The following is a 15,994-nucleotide window of genomic DNA, read 5'->3' as shown; positions in this document are numbered from 1 at the left end:
GACCGACCCCCGCGGAACAGGGACAACGCGATCCATGGACATCAACGAAGAGACCCGCAACGGCATCCTCGTGCTCAAGCCCGCCGGCCGCGTCGACAGCGGCACGGCCGGAGCGTTCGAGACGCGGCTGGTGCAGGCGGTCAACGCCGGCCAGGCATCGGTGGTCGTCGACATGGCCCAGCTCGCCTACATCAGCTCCGCCGGGCTGAGGGCGCTGCTCGTGGCGGCCAAGCGGGCCCGGCCGGCGGGCAGCCGCATCGTGCTGGCCGCCATGTCCGCCTCCATCCGTGAGGTGTTCGACATGAGCGGCTTCACCAGCCTGTTCGAGATTCACACCAACGCCGACGCGGCCATCCAGGCCCTCTCCTGACCGGCGGTTCCGGAGGGTGCCGCGCCGGAACCCGGCCGCACCCACGCGAAAGGAATTTTTTCTTGACACTATGGGAATTTTGACCCATCGTGTCCCTCGTCAAGGCCCGGGGTGCGTCCTCCCCTCCGCTTCGGGCGCCTGACGTTTCCTCCTCCCACTGCCTGGCACCGGAAGGGCCGGCCGGACAACCGAAAGGCCCGGCCGGCCCTTTCCTTTTTGCGCACGCCCCGCGGCCGTGCGCGCGCCTTTGCGCGCGCCCGACAACCCGCGGCGGCGCCATTCGCCGGGGCAGTCCCGATCCTTCCCTCATAAGGAGCGTCCCCCCATGGCCACGACGGTCGCCCAGGCCTTCGTCAAGCAGTTTGAGCGCGAGGTCCACGAGGCCTACCAGCGCATGGGCTCCAAGCTGCGCAACACGGTGCGCACCAAGAACAACGTCCAGGGTGCCTCGACCATCTTCCAGAAGGTCGGCAAGGGCACCGCCGCCACCAAGGCGCGGCACGGCGCGGTGCCGGTGATGAACCTGGACCACACCCCGGTCGAGTGCCTGCTCGGCGACTTCTACGCCGGCGACTGGGTGGACAAGCTGGACGAGTTGAAGACCAACATCGACGAGCGCCAGATCATCGCCGGCGCCGGCGCCTACGCGCTGGGCCGCAAGACCGACGAGCTGCTGATCACGGCGATGGATCAGTCCGGCAATTTCGCCGGCGCCGCCAACGACGGGATGACCAGGGCGAAGGTGCTGGCCGCCTTCGAGATCCTGGGCGGGGCCGACGTGCCCGACGACGGCCAGCGCTACGCCGTGGTGGGCTGGAAGCAGTGGAGCCAGCTCCTCTCCATCGAGGAGTTCGCCAGCTCCGACTACGTGGGTTCGGAGGAGCTGCCGTGGCGCGGCACCCAGGCCAAGCGCTGGCTGGGCACGCTGTGGATCCCCCACTCCGGCCTCACCCTGCAGGACGGGGCGCGGCTGTGCCACTGGTACCACAAGACCGCGATCGGCCACGCCTCCGGCACCGACGTCAAGACCGACATCACCTGGCACGGCGACCGCGCCGCCCACTTCGTCAACAACATGATGAGTCAGGGCGCCTGCCTCATCGACGCCACCGGGGTCGTCACCCTGCGCTGCCTGGAATAGGCGCCGCACCGCAGGGCTGACCGACGGCGGGCGCCCCCGCGCACGGCTGCGGGGGCGCCCCGGGGCATTCGATCTTCCGGAGATTTTCGCCATGGCCTACGCATCCGCGAACCTCAGCGTGCTCGCCTACGCCAACGGCTTCACGCTGTGGCACTACACCACCCCCGACCCGCACACCCAGGTGGACACCACCGGCTATTTCGCCGGGGCCGCCGACATGCTGCGCGCCGGGGACATGATCCTCGCCAACACCGGCACCGGCGGCACCGCCGCGGGGGGCATCTTCCTGGTGACCGCCGCCGGGGCGGGCACGGTGGACGTCGCCAACCTGACCCAGGTCGGCACCGCCAACACGGACTGATCAACCGCGATACACGGTCGGCAGGCGACGCACCGGGTCCCTTGCCGACCGCACCGCCTGCGGGTGCCCCCTCCCCCCCTCTTGCCAAGGACCGCTCCCATGTCGCTCACCGCGATCGGGCTGTGCAGCCGTGCCCTCATCAAGATCGGCGCCACGCCGATCACCGCCTTCGAGGAAGGGACCGCCGAGGCCGAGGTGGCGGGCGCGCTGTACGCGCCGACCCGCGACGCGCTTCTGTCCGCCCATCCCTGGAGCTTTGCCACCGTCCAGGCGACGCTGCCGCGCCTGGATGGCGCACCCGCCGCCGACTACACCCATGCCTTCCAGCTTCCCGCCGATTTCCTGCGGGCCCTGTCCGCCGGGGCGGGGCGTGGGCGTGGGCTGGAGTACCGCATCCATGGCCGCACCCTGCAGGCCGACGCCGGGGCGGTGGTGCTGACCTACGTGCGCCGGCCCGCCGAGGAGGACTTCCCGCCCTTCTTCGACCAGGCGCTGATCGCCCGGCTGGCGGCGGAGTTCTGCATCCCCGTCACCGAGAACACCAGCCGCGCCGACACCCTGCACCGGCTGGCCGAGGCGGAGTTCCGCCGCGCCCGCCTGACCGACGCCCAGCAGGACAGCCAGGAGCGTCTGGAAGGCTTCACCCTGGTGGAGGCCCGCACGGCATGACGCGCGTCCGCACGGTCCAGACCAACTTCACCGCCGGCGAGGTGTCGCGCCGGCTGCTCGGGCGCGGCGACCTGCGCGCCTACGAGAACGGGGCGCTGGCCCTGCGCAACGTCTTCATCCATCCCACCGGCGGTGTGTCGCGCCGCTCCGGGCTGGCCTTCGTGGACACCGCCCGCGGCCCCGGCCGTTTGGTGGCGTTCGAGTTCAACACCGAGCAGGTGTACCTTCTGGTCTTCACCGACGGCATGATCGACGTGTTCCGCGACGACGCGCACGTGATCGCGGTGCCGGCGCCGTGGACGGCCGGCCAGCTCGGCCGCATCGCCTGGACGCAGAGCGCCGACACGCTGCTGATCTGCCATCCCGACGTGGAGCCGCGCACGCTGACGCGCGATTCCGCATCGGACTGGGCGCTGGCGCCCTGGGCGTACGTGGTCGAGGACGGGGCCGTGCGCATGCCCTTCTACCGCTTCGCCGCGCCGGAGGTGGAGCTGACCCCCGGCGGCACCGCCGGGGCGATCACCGTCACCGCCTCGGCACCCGTCTTCGACCCGCTTCAGGAGAACACGCGCCTGCGCATCCGCGGGCGCCAGCTCCTGATCACCGGGGTGGCGTCGGCCACCGAGGTGCAGGCGACGGTGCAGGGCGACGACCTCCCTTCCGCCGACGCCACCGTGCTGTGGGACGAACAGGCGTTTTCGCCGCGGCGCGGCTGGCCGGTGGCGGCGGCCTTCCACCAGGACCGGCTGGTCATCGGCGGCTCGCGCGACCTGCCCAACCGCCTGTGGCTGTCCCGGTCGGCCGATCTGTGGAACTTCAACCTCGGCACCGGCAAGGACGACGAGGCGATCGAGTTCGGCATCCTGTCCGATCAGGTCAACGCGGTGCGGGCCGTCTTCTCCGGCCGGCATCTCCAGGTCTTCACCTCGGGCGCTGAGTACATGGTGAGCGGCGATCCCCTGACCCCCGCCAACATCCAGGTGAACCGCCAGACCCGCGTGGGATCGCCCGTGGACCGCACGCTGGCGCCGCGCGACGTCGACGGGGCGACGCTGTTCGTGTCGCGCTCCGGCCGCGAGGTGCGCGAGTTCCTCTACACCGACGCCGAACAGGCCTACCGGTCCACCGACCTGGCGCTGGTCGCCCGCCATCTGGTGCGGGGCCCCCGCGACCAGGATTTCGACAAGAACCGCCGGCTGCTGTTCGTCGTCATGGAGGACGGGTCGGTCGCCGCCCTGACCGTCTACCGGGCGGAACAGGTGACCGCCTGGACCCGGCTGTCGACCGACGGTGCCGTACGCTCGGTCGCGGTGGTCGGTGACGACGTGTACGTGCTGGTCGAACGCGACGGCGCCTGGCTGGTGGAGCGGTTCGACGACACCCTCAACCTCGACTCCGCCCTGGTCGGCGAGGCGGAGGAGCCCGCCGCCACCTGGTCCGGCCTGGATCATCTGGAGGGCCGCACGGTGGGCGTGCTGGCCGACGGTGCCATGCGCGGTGAGGTGCCCGTCCTCCTGGGCCGCGTCACCGTCGACCCGCCGGCCCGGCGGGTCGAGGTGGGCCTGCCGTACGCCCACACGGTGGAACCGCTGCCGCCGTCGGCCCTGGCACCCGCCGGCGCCGGCGACCGGGTGCGGCTGGTGGAGGCGTGCTTCCGGCTGGAGGACACGGCGGCCCTGCGGGTCGACCTCGGCCGCGGCCCCTTCGAGCTGCCGCTGCACCGTTTCGGCCCCCGGCCGGCCGGCGACGGACCGCCGGCGCGGGTGTCCGGCGACCGCCGTCTGCGGGCGCTGGGCTGGCGGCGCGACATCGACGCGCCGCTCTGGCGCATCGAACAGGACGCACCGCTGCCCTTCACCCTCCTTTCGGTGACCATGGAACTGAAGGTGAACGATTGATGGCCCAGATCACTCCTTTCCTCACCGCCGCCCTGCCGGTCGCCGCGTCGGCCTGGAGCACCGGCCAGCAGGCGCGGCAGGCGCAGTCACAGCAGGCTGCCCGCGCCGACCAGTCCGCGGCCGAGCTGGCCTACCGGAGCGAGCAGGAGGCCGCCCGCCAGGCGTACGAGCGCGACATGCTGGAGCGTCGCTACGAGCAGGAGCGTCAGGCTGCCGAGGCCGACGCGGCCCGGCGCGCCGAGGAGCAGGCGCGCAGCCGCGCCTACGAGCAGGAGATGAAGCGCCTGGAATGGGAGCGCGCCCGCCAGCAGCAGGAGCGGGAGGCGGCGCAGGCCGCGGCCGCCCGCCAGCGCGAGATGGAATGGCTGTCGCGCGCCCAGGGTCAGGAGTACGAGCACCTGCGCGGGCGCCACGCCGTCGACGAGGCGGCGGGTGAAGCCGATGCCGGCAACCGCGCCGCCGACCTGGCGGCCCGGGCGCAGGCGGAGGAGCGGCGGCGGCGCGACGCGTTGCGCAACGCCGTCGGGCGCACCCGTGCCCGCGCCGGGGCCGCCGGCACCGGCACCGCCGACGGCTCCGGCGAAGCCATCCTGCTGGGCCTGGTGGCCGACACCGGTGCCGAGCGCGGCGAGTCCGCGCGCCTCGACACGCTGAAGCGCCAGGCGATCCAGCAGGAGGTGGACAACCGCCGCCGCCGCAACCTGCTGGAACAGGCGCAGCTTGCCGAACGCCAGCGCCTGGACTTCCTGTCCCGCTACTTCTGACGGGGGACCGATGACCGCGTCCTTTCAGGTGCCGCGCGGCACGCCGCGCGTGCAGTACGTGGCCGACGGTGTGCAGACCGCCTTCACCTTCCCGTTTCCCATTTTCGCGTCGGAGGACCTCCAGGTCTTTCTCGGGGCGGCGGCGCAGGACACCGGGTTCACCGTCACCGGTGCCGGTGTCACCGCCGGGGGTACGGTGGCGTTCGCGGCGCCGCCACCGGCCGGCACGCCGGTCACCCTGCGCCGCCGCATCCCCATCGAGCGGATGACCGACTTCCTGGAAAGCGGACCGCTGCCGGCCACCGCGCTCAACCGGGAGTTCGACGTCCTCACCGCCGCGCTCCAGCAGGTGGCGGCGGACCAGGAGCGCATGCTGCGCTACGCCGACACCGACCTGCCGGCGGGGGCCGTGCTTCCCGACCGGGCCAACCGGGCCGGCCGGCTGCTCGCCTTCGACACCGCCGGCAACCCCACCGCGCGCGCACCCGTGGACGAGGAGGCGCTGAGCACCTACGTGCCCGACGGCCCCGGCGCGCGGCCCCGTCCCATCCGCGAGAAGCTGGGGGACATGGTGAGCGTGAAGGACTTCGGCGCCATCGGCGACGGCACCGTCGACGACACCCTGGCGATCCAGGCGGCGCTGGGGGCGTCCGGCGCGGTGTACGTGCCGCCCGGAACCTACCGGCTGACCAACACCCTGACGCTCGGCTACGGCCGCACCCTGGCCGGGGCCGGGCAGTCGTCGGTCCTGAAGGCGACCAACCCCGGTGCCGACGTGGTGCATCTGCCCGACGGCTACGCGACGCTGCGCGACCTGCGGCTGGAGGGCGGGCTCGCCGGTGTACGCCTGTTCGGGCGGGACGGCCCGTGCGTCAACAACGCGCTGCTCGACCTCACCATCTGGGATGCCGCGTACGGGCTGGTGCTGGACGGCTACGTCTCGCCCGACCGGCCCTGCTATTGGAATAATGTTGCCCGCGTCCTGGTCGCCCGCCCGTCGGTGCACGGGGTGTGGCTGACCCGCAGCGGCGCCGGCGACACCGCGAACGCCAACCGGTTCCATTGGGTGCGCGTCTATTCCCTGTCCGCCCCCATCTCCGGCAGCGGCTTCTTCGTGGAGCACGGCCGCTACAACAACGCCTTCGTCGACTGCGAGGCCAACCTGTCGACCATGGCGGTCGCCTGCTTCCGCGTCGGCGCCGACACCGACAAGACGCTGATCGTCAACCTCTACTGCGAATCCCTGGGTGGCGTGCCCAACGTGCGGATGGACGCGGGCTCGGTGGAGACCGCCATCGTCAACCTGTTCTCCGCCAGCGCCGGCCCGGCGATCCTGGACTTCTCCGGCGGGCGCTACACCGCCGTCAACGCCGGCTATCCGGAAAAGAACCGGCTGGACCGCACGCGGGTGACGGAACTGGTGGTGGAGGCCCTGCGCTACGACACCGAGTACGTGGAGCCGCCGGCCGGCGGCCGGGTCGACCTCGACCTCCGCTCCTCGGTCTATCTGGTGAGTTCCTACGGCGGCGCCGTGGAGGCGCGGCTGCCGCCGGCCGGTGCGGCCAACGGCCATGCGGTGACCATCAAGAAGACGGATGCCTCGGCCAACCCGGTGCGCATCACCGAGACGGGCGGCAACGGGCCCGACGGGCGGGAGTGGACGCTGGCCAACCGCTACGACATCGTGACCGTGGTGTCCAACGGCGCCGCCTGGTGGGTGGTGGCCGGCAACACCATGCCGGTCAACGCCCATTACCACGACCGGCCCGGCCTGTTCGAGCCGGCGCTGACCCAGAACCTCTACCTGGTCAGCGCCCATTCCGGGGCGGTGGAGGTCCGTTTGCCGGCCCCCGCCGCCCCCCATGCGGTGGGACGGCCGGTGACGGTGAAGAAGGCGGACCAGACGGGCAACCCCGTCACCGTCACCGCCGCCGGTGGCGGGGGGCCCGACAACGAGACCATCCCGCTGACCGCCTACGGCCATGCGGTGACGGTGATGTCCAACGGGGCGGGTTGGCACATCCTGGGACGGAACCCGTGATGGAGGACGGCACGGAGATCCCCGACTTCGCCGCCTTCGTGGAGCGCTGGAACGCCGGGCAGGGGCAGGTCACGCCGGCCCACCACCGGGTGCTGGCCGCCTGGCTGGCCGGCCGGCTGGACGCCGGCAGCCGCCGGCTGCTGCTGATGGCCTTCCGCGGCGCCGGCAAGTCCACCATCGTCGGCCTGTTCGCCGCCTGGCTGCTGCTGTCCGACCCCAACCGCCGGCTGCTGGTGCTGGCCGCCGACCTGGCGCTGGCCACCAAGATGGTGCGCAACACCAAGCGCATCGTCGAACAGCACCCGAACACCGCCGCCCTCAAGCCGCCGCGGCGCGACCAGTGGGCGGTCGACCAGTTCACCGTGGCCCGCCCGCGCGAGTTGCGCGACCCGTCCATGCTGGCCCGCGGCATCGACGGCAACATCACCGGCAGCCGCGCCGACGTGGTCATCTGCGACGACGTGGAGGTGCCGCGCACCTGCGACACCGCCGCCAAGCGCGCCGATCTGCGCGAGAAGCTGGCCGAGATCGACTGCGTGCTGGTTCCCGACGGCACCCGCCTCTACATCGGCACGCCCCACACCTACTATTCCATCTACGCCGAGGAGGCGCGGCCGGAGGCCGGGGAGAGCCGGCCCTTCCTGGACGGCTACGAGCGCATGCGCCTGCCGGTGCGCGACGCCGCCGGCGCCGGCGCCTGGCCGGAGGTGTTCAGCCCCGCGCGCATCGCCGAACTGGAGGCGGCCCAGGGGCCGCTGCGCTTTGCCAGCCAATACCTGCTGCGCCCCACCGCGGTGGCGGCCGGCTACCTCGACCCCGACCGGCTGCGCCCCTACGACGGGGAGCCGGTCTACCGCGAGGGGGCCGGGCGGGCGTGGATGACGCTGAACGGCGTGCCGCTCCTGTCCGCCAGCGCCTGGTGGGACCCGGCCTTCGCCCGGCCCGACGGGGCGCCCGGCCGCGGGGACGGCAGCGTCGTCGCCGTGGTGTTCAGCGGTGCGGACGGCAACCAGTACCTGCACCGCACCCTGTACCTGTCCGTCGACCCCGCTGATCCGACGGAGGAGGCGGTGCAGCAGTGCCGCGCCGTCGTCCGTCTGATGGAGACGCTGAACCTGCCGGGCGTCCATGTGGAAACCAACGGCATCGGCGCCTTCCTGCCCGGCCTGCTGCGGGCCGAGCTGCGCCGCGCCGGCGTCGGCGCGGCGGTGATCGCGCAAACCTCCACCGCGCCCAAGGCGCGGCGCATCCTGGAAGCCTTCGACGCCCGCCTGGCCGCCGGCCGTCTGTTCGCCCACCGCAGCGTGCAAGAGACGCCCTTCGTGCGTGAAATGCGCGAGTGGCGGCCCGACGGGAGCCGCGGGCACGACGACGGGCTGGACGCCGTGGCCGGCTGCCTCGGTGCCGAGCCCCTGCGCTTCGACCGGCCCGCGCTGCCGGCCGGGCGCCGTCCCGCCTGGCAGGGCGCGGCCCCGGTCGTCGCGTCGGCCGAATGGGATGTGTGAACCGCACACCCCTTCCTTTTGTCCTTTACCATCACGGGAGATCCGGATGAACGAGACCCTGGACGTGGTCTGGTGGATCACGGCCGTCGAACTGCCGGCCATGGCCGGCCTGTTCTGGCTGATCATGCGGTTGCGCCGCGATGCCGACGAGGCGGTGGACGCGCTGCGCGCGCGCACCGAGACGGAGCGGGCGCAGGTGCTGGAGAACCTGGCGGCGTACAAGCTGGAGGTGGCCAAGACCTATGTGTCGGTCGGCACCCTGCGCGACGTGGAGAAGCGGCTGACCGACCACCTGCTGCGCATCGAACACAAGCTGGAACGCGGCGGCATGATCGCCGAAGGAGGCGGGCGATGAGCCGGCGCCTGATCCCCGTTCCCACCCCGTCTCCCATCCCCGCCGCCGCGCCGCCGCCCGTTCCGCCGGTGCCGCCGCCGGGCCTGCCCGCCGCCCCGGCGGCCGGCGGGCCGGTGGACGCCGCCGTCGACACCCTGGCCCGCACCTTGTGGGGGGAGGCGCGCGGCGAGCCGGTGCGCGGCATCGAGGCGGTGGCCGCCGTCGTCGTCAACCGCGTGCGCCGCGCCGAGCGGCGCGGCGGCCTGTGGTGGGGCAACGACATCATCGCCGTCTGCCGCAAGCCCCGGCAATTCTCGTGCTGGAACGCCGACGATCCCAACCGGCCCAAGCTGCTGGCCGTGACCGCCGCCGACCCGGTGTTCGCCACCTGCCTGCGGGTGGCACGCCGCGCCGTCGCCGGCCTGCTGCCCGACCCTACGGGAGGGGCGACCCACTACCACCGCATCGGCATCACGCCGTCCTGGAGCATCGGCCACGCGCCGTGCGCCGAGATCGGACGGCACGTCTTCTACGACACCGTGGCGTGATCCAACCGGTCAGGCCGCCTCGTTGAGCATCGCCAGATAGATCTTCCAGGCGGTCTCGACCGACACGCCGCCGGCGCGCGAGCCCGAGGCCAGCATCGCGGCCGAGGGCTTCAGCGGCACCATGGCATGGCTGGTCTCCGTCAGCGCGGCCCCCAGGTCGAATCCGATGTCGCGCGATTGAGCCATGGTCCGGTGTTCCGTCACCATCGTCGCGGTCAGAGCGTTCATGATTGCGTCCTCCGTGTTTGCCCCGTCTTCAAAGCAATCCGGATGCCATCTTGCATAATCCTGTATGCCGGTCCGGGAGTTGTTTGCGTTCAAAGGCTTATGGATATGTGTGCGAATCGCCGACCGATTCCTTCGCCATGGCTTTCTGCAAAATGCGCTTCGGGACTCCCGGGACCCTTCGCAAATTGCAATGCGGAACGGGGCGGACGGGGCGGAAACGGGGCGCTGGCCGCCGCCGCGGGATTGGGTTAGTGTCCCGCCGCCATGACCGACGCGACCACCATCTACCATATGTGCCGGGCCACGGAGTGGGAGGCGGCGCTGCCTTCCGGCAGCTATCCCGGCTCGTCGCAGGACGCCGCCGACGGTTTCATCCATTTCTCCACCGCCGCGCAGGTGGTGGAGAGCGCCGCCCGTCACCGGGCCGGCCAGACCGGCCTGGTGCTGCTGGCGGTGGACGCCGCCCGCCTGGGGCCGGCGTTGCGATGGGAGCCGTCGCGCGGTGGCCGGCTTTTTCCCCATCTCTACGGCGCCCTGCCGGTGTCGGCCGTGGTGCGCGTCTCGCCGCTGCCGCTCGGCCCGGACGGGCGCCACGTGTTTCCGCCGTTGGATTGAGACGCCATGCTCGACCTGTACCCCTACATCCGGCCGCTGCTGTTCCGTCTGGACCCGGAGGCGGCACACACCCTGTCGGTGAAGATGCTGGCCCTTGGCTTCGGCCCGGTGGAGCGCGAAGCGGACGATCCCGTGCTGCGCACCCGCGTCTGGGGCCTGGAGTTCGCCAATCCGGTGGGGCTGGCGGCGGGCTATGACAAGAACGCCGAGGTGATCGGGCCGATGCTGCGCATGGGTCCGGGCTTCGTGGAGGCCGGCAGCGTCACCCCGCGGCCCCAGCCGGGCAACCCCCGGCCCCGCCTGTTCCGCCTGGTGGAGCAGGAGGCGGTGATCAACCGCATGGGCTTCAACAACGAGGGGCTTGAGGTCTTCGCCCGGCGCCTGGAGGATTGGCGCGGCACCGTCGGCCGGCCGGCCGGGGTGGTCGGCGCCAACCTGGGCAAGAACAAGGACACCGCCGAGGCGGCCGACGACTACGTTCCCGGCGTGCGCCGGCTGGCGCCGCTGGCCGACTACCTGGTGGTCAACGTCTCCTCTCCCAACACGCCGGGCCTGCGCGCGCTCCAGGGGCGCGAGCCGCTGCGCGCGCTGCTGGACCGCGTGCTGGAGGCCCGTGCCGCCGCCACGGCGCAGCCGCCGCTGCTTCTGAAGATCGCGCCGGACCTGACCGACGCCGACAGGGAGGACATCGCCGCGGTGGCGCTGGACACCGGCATCGACGGCCTGATCGTCTCCAACACCACCATCGCCCGCCCGCCCGGCATTCCCGAACGCTTCCGCACCGAGGCCGGCGGCCTGTCCGGCCGGCCGCTGTTCGAGCCGTCCACCCGCCTGCTGGCGGAGATGCACGCGCTGACCGGCGGCCGCCTGCCGCTGGTGGGCGTCGGCGGCATCGCCTCGGGCGCCGATGCCTACGCCAAGATCCGCGCCGGCGCGTCGCTGGTGCAGATCTACTCCGCCCTGGTCTACGGCGGCCCCTCCCTGTTCCGCACCATCAAGCGCGACCTCGCCGCCCTGCTGAAGGCTGACGGGTTCACCTCGGTCGCGGCGGCGGTGGGGGCGGGGCACCCCGCCACGCCCCGCTGAGTCGGGGTTCGCCCGGCTCCGGCCGCCCCCCTTGCCAAAGCACGGGCCGTGGTGCAGTCTCGCCAACCGTATGTGAGTCGAGCATCATTCCGGGACCCGAACCGTGCGCCGCAGCCAGATCGATGCCGCCTGGAAGGGCACCGCGGAATGCCGGAACTGCGGCATCCGGGATCTGGTCCTGTTCGCCGACCTGACCGAGCCGGACTTCAGTCTGATCCATCTTCCCATCGACGAGATGACGTTCCCGCCGGGGGCGACGCTGTACGATGCCGAGGGCGACGGCCACAGCGTGTTCACCATCCGCAGCGGCTTGGTCAAGCTGGTCCAGTACCTGCCGGACGGCACCCAGCGCATCGTCCGCCTGCTGCGCCCCGGCGCGGTGGCCGGGCTGGAGGTGCTGGTCGGGACGACGCACCAGCACACGGCGGTGGCGCTCCAGGAGGTGGCGGTCTGCCGCATCCCGCGCGACGTCATCGAGCGATTGAGCCGGGAGACGCCGCGCCTTCACCGGCAGCTCATGCAGCGCTGGCACCAGGCGTTGCAGCAGGCCGACGACTGGCTGACGGAGCTGTCCACGGGCAGCGCGCGCGCGCGCCTGGCGCGGCTGCTGATCCAGCTCGCCGGCGACGCGCCCGACCGGCCGGTCCGCCTCTTCAGCCGCGAGGACCTCGGCGCCATGCTGGGGATCACCATGGAAACGGCCAGCCGCACCGTGGCCGAGTTCAAGCGGCAGGGGCTGGTGCGGGAGATCGCCCCCAACGTGGCGCTGTGCAACGTGCCCGAGCTGCGCGAAGCGTCCGGGATCGATTGACTCCCTACACGTAGCTGCGCTCCAGGAAGCGGCGGAACGGCCCGTCGCGGCCGGCGAGGTCGCCGGGGGCTCCCCGCTCGGTTACGCGGCCGCGGTCGAGGACCGCCACGTGGTCCATGCGTTCCAGCCCGGCCGGCCGGTGGGTGATCAGCAGCACCGTGCGTGCGCCCCGGCTGTCCAGCACCCGGTCCAGCATCCGCCGTTCGGTCGCGGGGTCGAGCCCCTCGCCGGGCTCGTCCAGAACCAGCACGCCGCCCGGAGCGAGCAGGGCCCGGGCAACGCACAGGCGCCGCTCCTCGCCCCCCGACAGAGCACGGCCGCCCTCGCCCACCGGGGTGTCGAGCCCGTCGGGCAGGGCGGCGAGCCAGGGGCCGAGGGCCGCCCGCTCGCACGCCTCGATCAGCGCGGCGTCGGCCGCTCCGGGCGCCGCCACCAGCAGGTTGCGGCGCAGCGACCCCGCCAGCAGGTGCGGCGTCTGCGGCGCCACAGCGAGGCGGCCGGCGAGCGCGGGCGCGCCGTCGCGGCCGTTCACCAGCACCCGGCCGGCCTCCGCCTCCAGGAAGCCGGCGAGGAGGGCGACCACCGTGCTCTTGCCCGAACCGCTGGGCCCCACCAGGGCGACGCAGGCGCCCGGCGGCAGATCGAGCGTCAGCCCGCGCAGCGCCGGGGCGGGTGAACCGGGGTAGCGCACCGTGACGCCGTCGAGACGGATGTGCGGCGCCGCTGGCCCCGGCCCCGGATCCGGCGTGGCCGGATGCGCCACCGGCGGGTGCGGGTGCACCGCCAGCAGCGGGCGGACACGGTCGGCCGCCGCCGCCATGGCCCCCAGGGCCTGGAAGGCGGACGCCAGCGGCGCCGTCACCTCCACCGCGGCCAGAGCCAGAAACCCGAGCATCGCCAGGTCCGGGGCGGGCAGCGTTCCGGCCGCAACCGCCGGGCCGGCGGCGGCGATGACGCCCCACAGCGCCAGCGGGCCGATGGTCTGGCCGGCGGCGGCGGCAATCGCATCGCGGACGGCCGAGCGCCGCTGGGCGGCGGCAAGCCGGTCGTGGGCTCCGGCCAGCAGCCCGGCCCGGCGCGCGGTTGCGCCGAACGCCTCCAGCTCCTCCAGCCCCTGGGCCAGGTCGACGGCGTGGGTCCGCAGCGTGTTGGCGGCCGCCACGGCGGTCCGCCCCGGCTCCCGGCCGGCCCGCGCCAGCGCGGCGGGAAGCAGCAGGCCCCCGATGGCGAGCCCGCCGGCCAGCACGGCGCCGGCGGCCCGATCCACCGAGACCGCATAAGCGGCCACCGCGGTGCCGGCAACGGCGGCGGTGATGACCGGCACCGCCACGCGCAGGTACACCTGCTGAAGGTCGTCCGGGTCGGTCCCCGTGCGGCCGGCCAGGTCGCCGCTGTGCACGCCGGGCAGGCCGAACGGCAGCCGCGGCGCCAGGGCGAGGAACACCCGCGCCCGCAGCCCGCCGATCAGCCGGAAGGTCGCCTCGTGGGTCGCCAGGCGCTCGGCGTAGCGGCCGGCGGTCCGCACGATGGCGCAGCCGCGGATCAGGGCGGCCGGCAGGAAATAATTGTAGCTCGCGGCCGTGGCGCCGGCGATGGCCATGCCGGTGATGAACCACCCGGATATGGCCATCAGCGCGATGTTGGCGAGCGCCGAAAGGATGGCCAGCGCGGCACCCGCCAGCATCCATCCGCGGTTGCCCGCGGTGAGGCGGAGCAGGAAGGCGAGGCGGCTCATGCTGCGGCTCCCGCCGTCGGCCGGCGCAGCAGCGGCGAGGCGGCCCCGGCGAGGCGTGCGAAGGGACCGTCGCGGCCGGCGAGGTCGGCGAAGCGGCCGGACTGGGCGATGCGGCCCGCGTCCAGCACGAGGATGCGGTCGGCGGTGCGCACGGTGGTCAGGCGGTGGGCGACGATCAGGATGGTGCGGTCGCGGCGCAGGTCCTCCAGCGCGGCGACCAGCGCCTCCTCGCTGTCGGGGTCGAGGCTGGCGGAGGGCTCGTCGAGCAGGACCAGCGGCGCGTCCATCAGGAAGGCGCGGGCCAGGGCGAGGCACCGCACCTCGCCGCCCGACAGGCCGGCGCCCCGCTCGCCGATGCGGGTGGCGTAGCCGTCGGGCAGGCGTTCGATGAAGGGCGCGGCGCGGGCGCGCCGGGCGGCCGCCCGCACCGCCTCGTCGGGGGCGCCGGGTGCGCCGGCGCGGATGGTGTCGGCGATGGTTCCGGCGAAGAGGTGGGGGGCCTGCGGAATCCAGGCCGGCCGCAGGGGGGCAGCGCCCGGCGGGACGCCGTCGATGCGAAGATCGCCCGACCACGGCGCGAGGCGGCCGCGCAGCAGCGCCATCACCGTGCTCTTGCCGGCGCCGCTGGCGCCGACCAGGGCGGTCAGGGTGCCCGGCTCCAGCGTGAAGGAGAGACCGTCGAGCAGCGGCCGGCCGGGGGTGTGTCCGAAGCGGACGGCGTCGACGGTGACCCGCGGCGCGCCCCGTGCGGCACCCGCGGGGACGGGGGCGGAGGCGGGATCGGCCGGTGCCGGCATCCCTGGCGTCTCCGGCGTTTCCAGCAGCGGCGCCATCTGGTCGGCCGCTCCCAGCGCCTCCATGCGGGCGTGGTACTGGGCGCCCAGGGTGCGCAGCGGCAGATAGAATTCCGGTGCCAGCAGCAGGATGAACAGGGCCCGTTCGTACGCCATCTCGCCCCACAGCAGGCGGAAGCCGATGAACACGGCGACCAGCGCGATGCTGACGGTCGCCAGGAACTCCAGCGCCAGGGCCGACAGGAACGCGACGCGCAGCACCCGCATGGTGTCGCGCCGGTAGCGTTCGGCGGCGGCGGCCACCCGCTCGCCTTCCCGTGCCACGGCGCCGAACAGCCGCAGCGTCGGCAGCGCCCGGACCGCGTCGAGGAGATAGGCGGACAGCCGGGCCAGCGTCGCCCATTGGGCGCGGTTCAACCGCTCGGCCCCGCGGCCGATGAGGATCATGAAGACGGGAATGAGCGGCGCGGTGACCGCGAACACCAGCGCCGACAGCCAGTCCAGCGGCAGGACCACCGCCAGGATGGCAAGGGGCAGCATCGCCGCCTGCACCATCGCCGGCAGATAGCGGGCGACGAAGGGCTCCAGCGCCTCCACGCCGTCGACCATCAGGCCGGCGAAGCGGCCGCCCTCCGGACGGGCGCCGCCCGGCGGCGAGCGGCGCAGCGCCTCGACCAGCCGGCGGCGGACCTCCCCCTTGACGGCGATGGCCACGTCCGCCGCCAGGACGCCGGCCATCCACAGCGCACCGGCGCGGGCGGCCAGCACCGGCAGCACCGCGAACAGGTGCGCGGCGGGCGGCGGGGCCGCGCCGAACACGACGCCGTCCAGCAGGCCGGCGAACAGCCATGCCTGGACGATGAGCAGCGCACCGGCGACACCGTGGCACCCGGCGACCAGGGCCAGGCGGGGACGGTGCGCCGGCAGCGCGCCGGACAGGGGGCCGGGAGCGTGCATGGTGCGGACCGCGGCGTTCGGGTCAGGGACGCCGGTCGGGGGCATCCTCTTCCACCTCCATCCACAGGACGTTGATGATGCCGAGCGACAGCGCCGCCGTCAGGCCGAGAATCCAGGCGAAATACCACATGGCCGTG

General features: G+C 73.3%; 17 protein-coding genes. 13 read left to right on the top strand and 4 right to left on the bottom strand.

Translation table 11 applies throughout. The features are described from left to right. Positions 1-34 precede the first annotated feature (34 nt). From G472_RS0115970 to G472_RS33580, 10 genes are all read left to right on the top strand, one after another. A complete protein-coding gene (locus G472_RS0115970) occupies positions 35-370 on the top strand; it encodes an STAS domain-containing protein (protein WP_029009199.1) in 336 nt (111 codons plus the stop codon). Between the two features lie 325 nt (positions 371-695). Next, entirely contained in the window at positions 696-1,511 is an 816-nt protein-coding gene (locus tag G472_RS0115965; RefSeq protein ID WP_029009198.1) for a phage capsid protein, read from the top strand. A gap of 91 nt (positions 1,512-1,602) precedes the next feature. Continuing rightward, positions 1,603-1,872: a hypothetical protein gene (locus tag G472_RS0115960; protein ID WP_029009197.1), complete on the top strand. Its 270-nt coding sequence runs from the start codon at positions 1,603-1,605 to the stop codon at positions 1,870-1,872. A gap of 99 nt (positions 1,873-1,971) precedes the next feature. Then, positions 1,972-2,541 carry a phage connector family protein gene (locus G472_RS0115955; protein ID WP_029009196.1) on the top strand — a complete coding sequence of 190 codons (570 nt, stop codon included), beginning with the start codon at positions 1,972-1,974 and terminating at the stop codon, positions 2,539-2,541. Next, the gene (locus G472_RS0115950) at positions 2,538-4,439 is read left to right on the top strand and encodes a phage tail protein (protein ID WP_029009195.1); all 1,902 of its coding nucleotides are present in this window, start codon (positions 2,538-2,540) and stop codon (positions 4,437-4,439) included. The genes G472_RS0115955 and G472_RS0115950 overlap by 4 nt, the downstream gene beginning before the upstream one ends. After that, positions 4,439-5,203 (top strand): hypothetical protein, encoded by a 765-nt coding sequence (locus tag G472_RS33585; protein ID WP_035692611.1) that lies wholly within the window; start codon positions 4,439-4,441, stop codon positions 5,201-5,203. Before G472_RS0115950 ends, G472_RS33585 begins: the two co-directional genes overlap by 1 nt. Before the next feature lie 10 nt (positions 5,204-5,213). Beyond that, positions 5,214-7,244, top strand: a complete 2,031-nt coding sequence (locus G472_RS0115940; protein WP_029009194.1) for a glycosyl hydrolase family 28-related protein — start codon at positions 5,214-5,216, stop codon at positions 7,242-7,244. Then, complete coding sequence (terL, locus tag G472_RS0115935; protein ID WP_035692610.1) at positions 7,244-8,749, top strand: phage terminase large subunit; 1,506 nt, start codon at positions 7,244-7,246, stop codon at positions 8,747-8,749. The genes G472_RS0115940 and terL overlap by 1 nt, the downstream gene beginning before the upstream one ends. A 46-nt stretch (positions 8,750-8,795) precedes the next feature. Beyond that, the gene (locus tag G472_RS0115930; protein WP_029009192.1) at positions 8,796-9,104 is read left to right on the top strand and encodes a hypothetical protein; all 309 of its coding nucleotides are present in this window, start codon (positions 8,796-8,798) and stop codon (positions 9,102-9,104) included. Continuing rightward, positions 9,101-9,631, top strand: a complete 531-nt coding sequence (locus G472_RS33580; protein ID WP_084536686.1) for a cell wall hydrolase — start codon at positions 9,101-9,103, stop codon at positions 9,629-9,631. Before G472_RS0115930 ends, G472_RS33580 begins: the two co-directional genes overlap by 4 nt. A 9-nt stretch (positions 9,632-9,640) precedes the next feature. Here G472_RS33580 and G472_RS0115920 read toward each other — a convergent pair whose 3' ends face one another. Further along, complete coding sequence (locus G472_RS0115920) at positions 9,641-9,859, bottom strand: hypothetical protein (protein ID WP_029009191.1); 219 nt, start codon at positions 9,857-9,859, stop codon at positions 9,641-9,643. A 264-nt stretch (positions 9,860-10,123) separates the two neighbouring features. Here G472_RS0115920 and G472_RS0115915 point away from each other — a divergent pair, with 264 nt between their 5' ends. The 3 genes from G472_RS0115915 (at position 10,124) to G472_RS0115905 (ending at position 12,371) form a co-directional block, all read left to right on the top strand. After that, positions 10,124-10,474: a DUF952 domain-containing protein gene (locus G472_RS0115915; protein ID WP_029009190.1), complete on the top strand. Its 351-nt coding sequence runs from the start codon at positions 10,124-10,126 to the stop codon at positions 10,472-10,474. 6 nt (positions 10,475-10,480) lie between these two features. Then, the gene (locus tag G472_RS0115910) at positions 10,481-11,560 is read left to right on the top strand and encodes a quinone-dependent dihydroorotate dehydrogenase (protein ID WP_029009189.1); all 1,080 of its coding nucleotides are present in this window, start codon (positions 10,481-10,483) and stop codon (positions 11,558-11,560) included. A gap of 103 nt (positions 11,561-11,663) precedes the next feature. Next, positions 11,664-12,371: a Crp/Fnr family transcriptional regulator gene (locus tag G472_RS0115905; protein ID WP_029009188.1), complete on the top strand. Its 708-nt coding sequence runs from the start codon at positions 11,664-11,666 to the stop codon at positions 12,369-12,371. 4 nt (positions 12,372-12,375) lie between these two features. On the opposite strand, the gene cydC is transcribed toward G472_RS0115905, so the two are convergent. Genes cydC through cydX form a run of 3 tightly spaced genes read right to left on the bottom strand, consistent with a single transcriptional unit; the run spans position 12,376 to position 15,987 of the window. Continuing rightward, the gene (cydC, locus tag G472_RS0115900) at positions 12,376-14,106 is read right to left on the bottom strand and encodes a thiol reductant ABC exporter subunit CydC (RefSeq protein ID WP_029009187.1); all 1,731 of its coding nucleotides are present in this window, start codon (positions 14,104-14,106) and stop codon (positions 12,376-12,378) included. Further along, positions 14,103-15,902 carry a thiol reductant ABC exporter subunit CydD gene (gene cydD / locus G472_RS0115895; RefSeq protein WP_051340888.1) on the bottom strand — a complete coding sequence of 600 codons (1,800 nt, stop codon included), beginning with the start codon at positions 15,900-15,902 and terminating at the stop codon, positions 14,103-14,105. Before cydD ends, cydC begins: the two co-directional genes overlap by 4 nt. After that, complete coding sequence (gene cydX / locus G472_RS38140) at positions 15,880-15,987, bottom strand: cytochrome bd-I oxidase subunit CydX (protein ID WP_029009185.1); 108 nt, start codon at positions 15,985-15,987, stop codon at positions 15,880-15,882. Before cydX ends, cydD begins: the two co-directional genes overlap by 23 nt. Between the last annotated feature and the right edge of the window lie 7 nt (positions 15,988-15,994).

Origin of the sequence: Azospirillum halopraeferens DSM 3675 (assembly GCF_000429625.1) — a bacterium.
Lineage (GTDB): Bacteria > Pseudomonadota > Alphaproteobacteria > Azospirillales > Azospirillaceae > Azospirillum > Azospirillum halopraeferens.
This window is presented reverse-complemented; position numbering and strand designations above follow the sequence as displayed.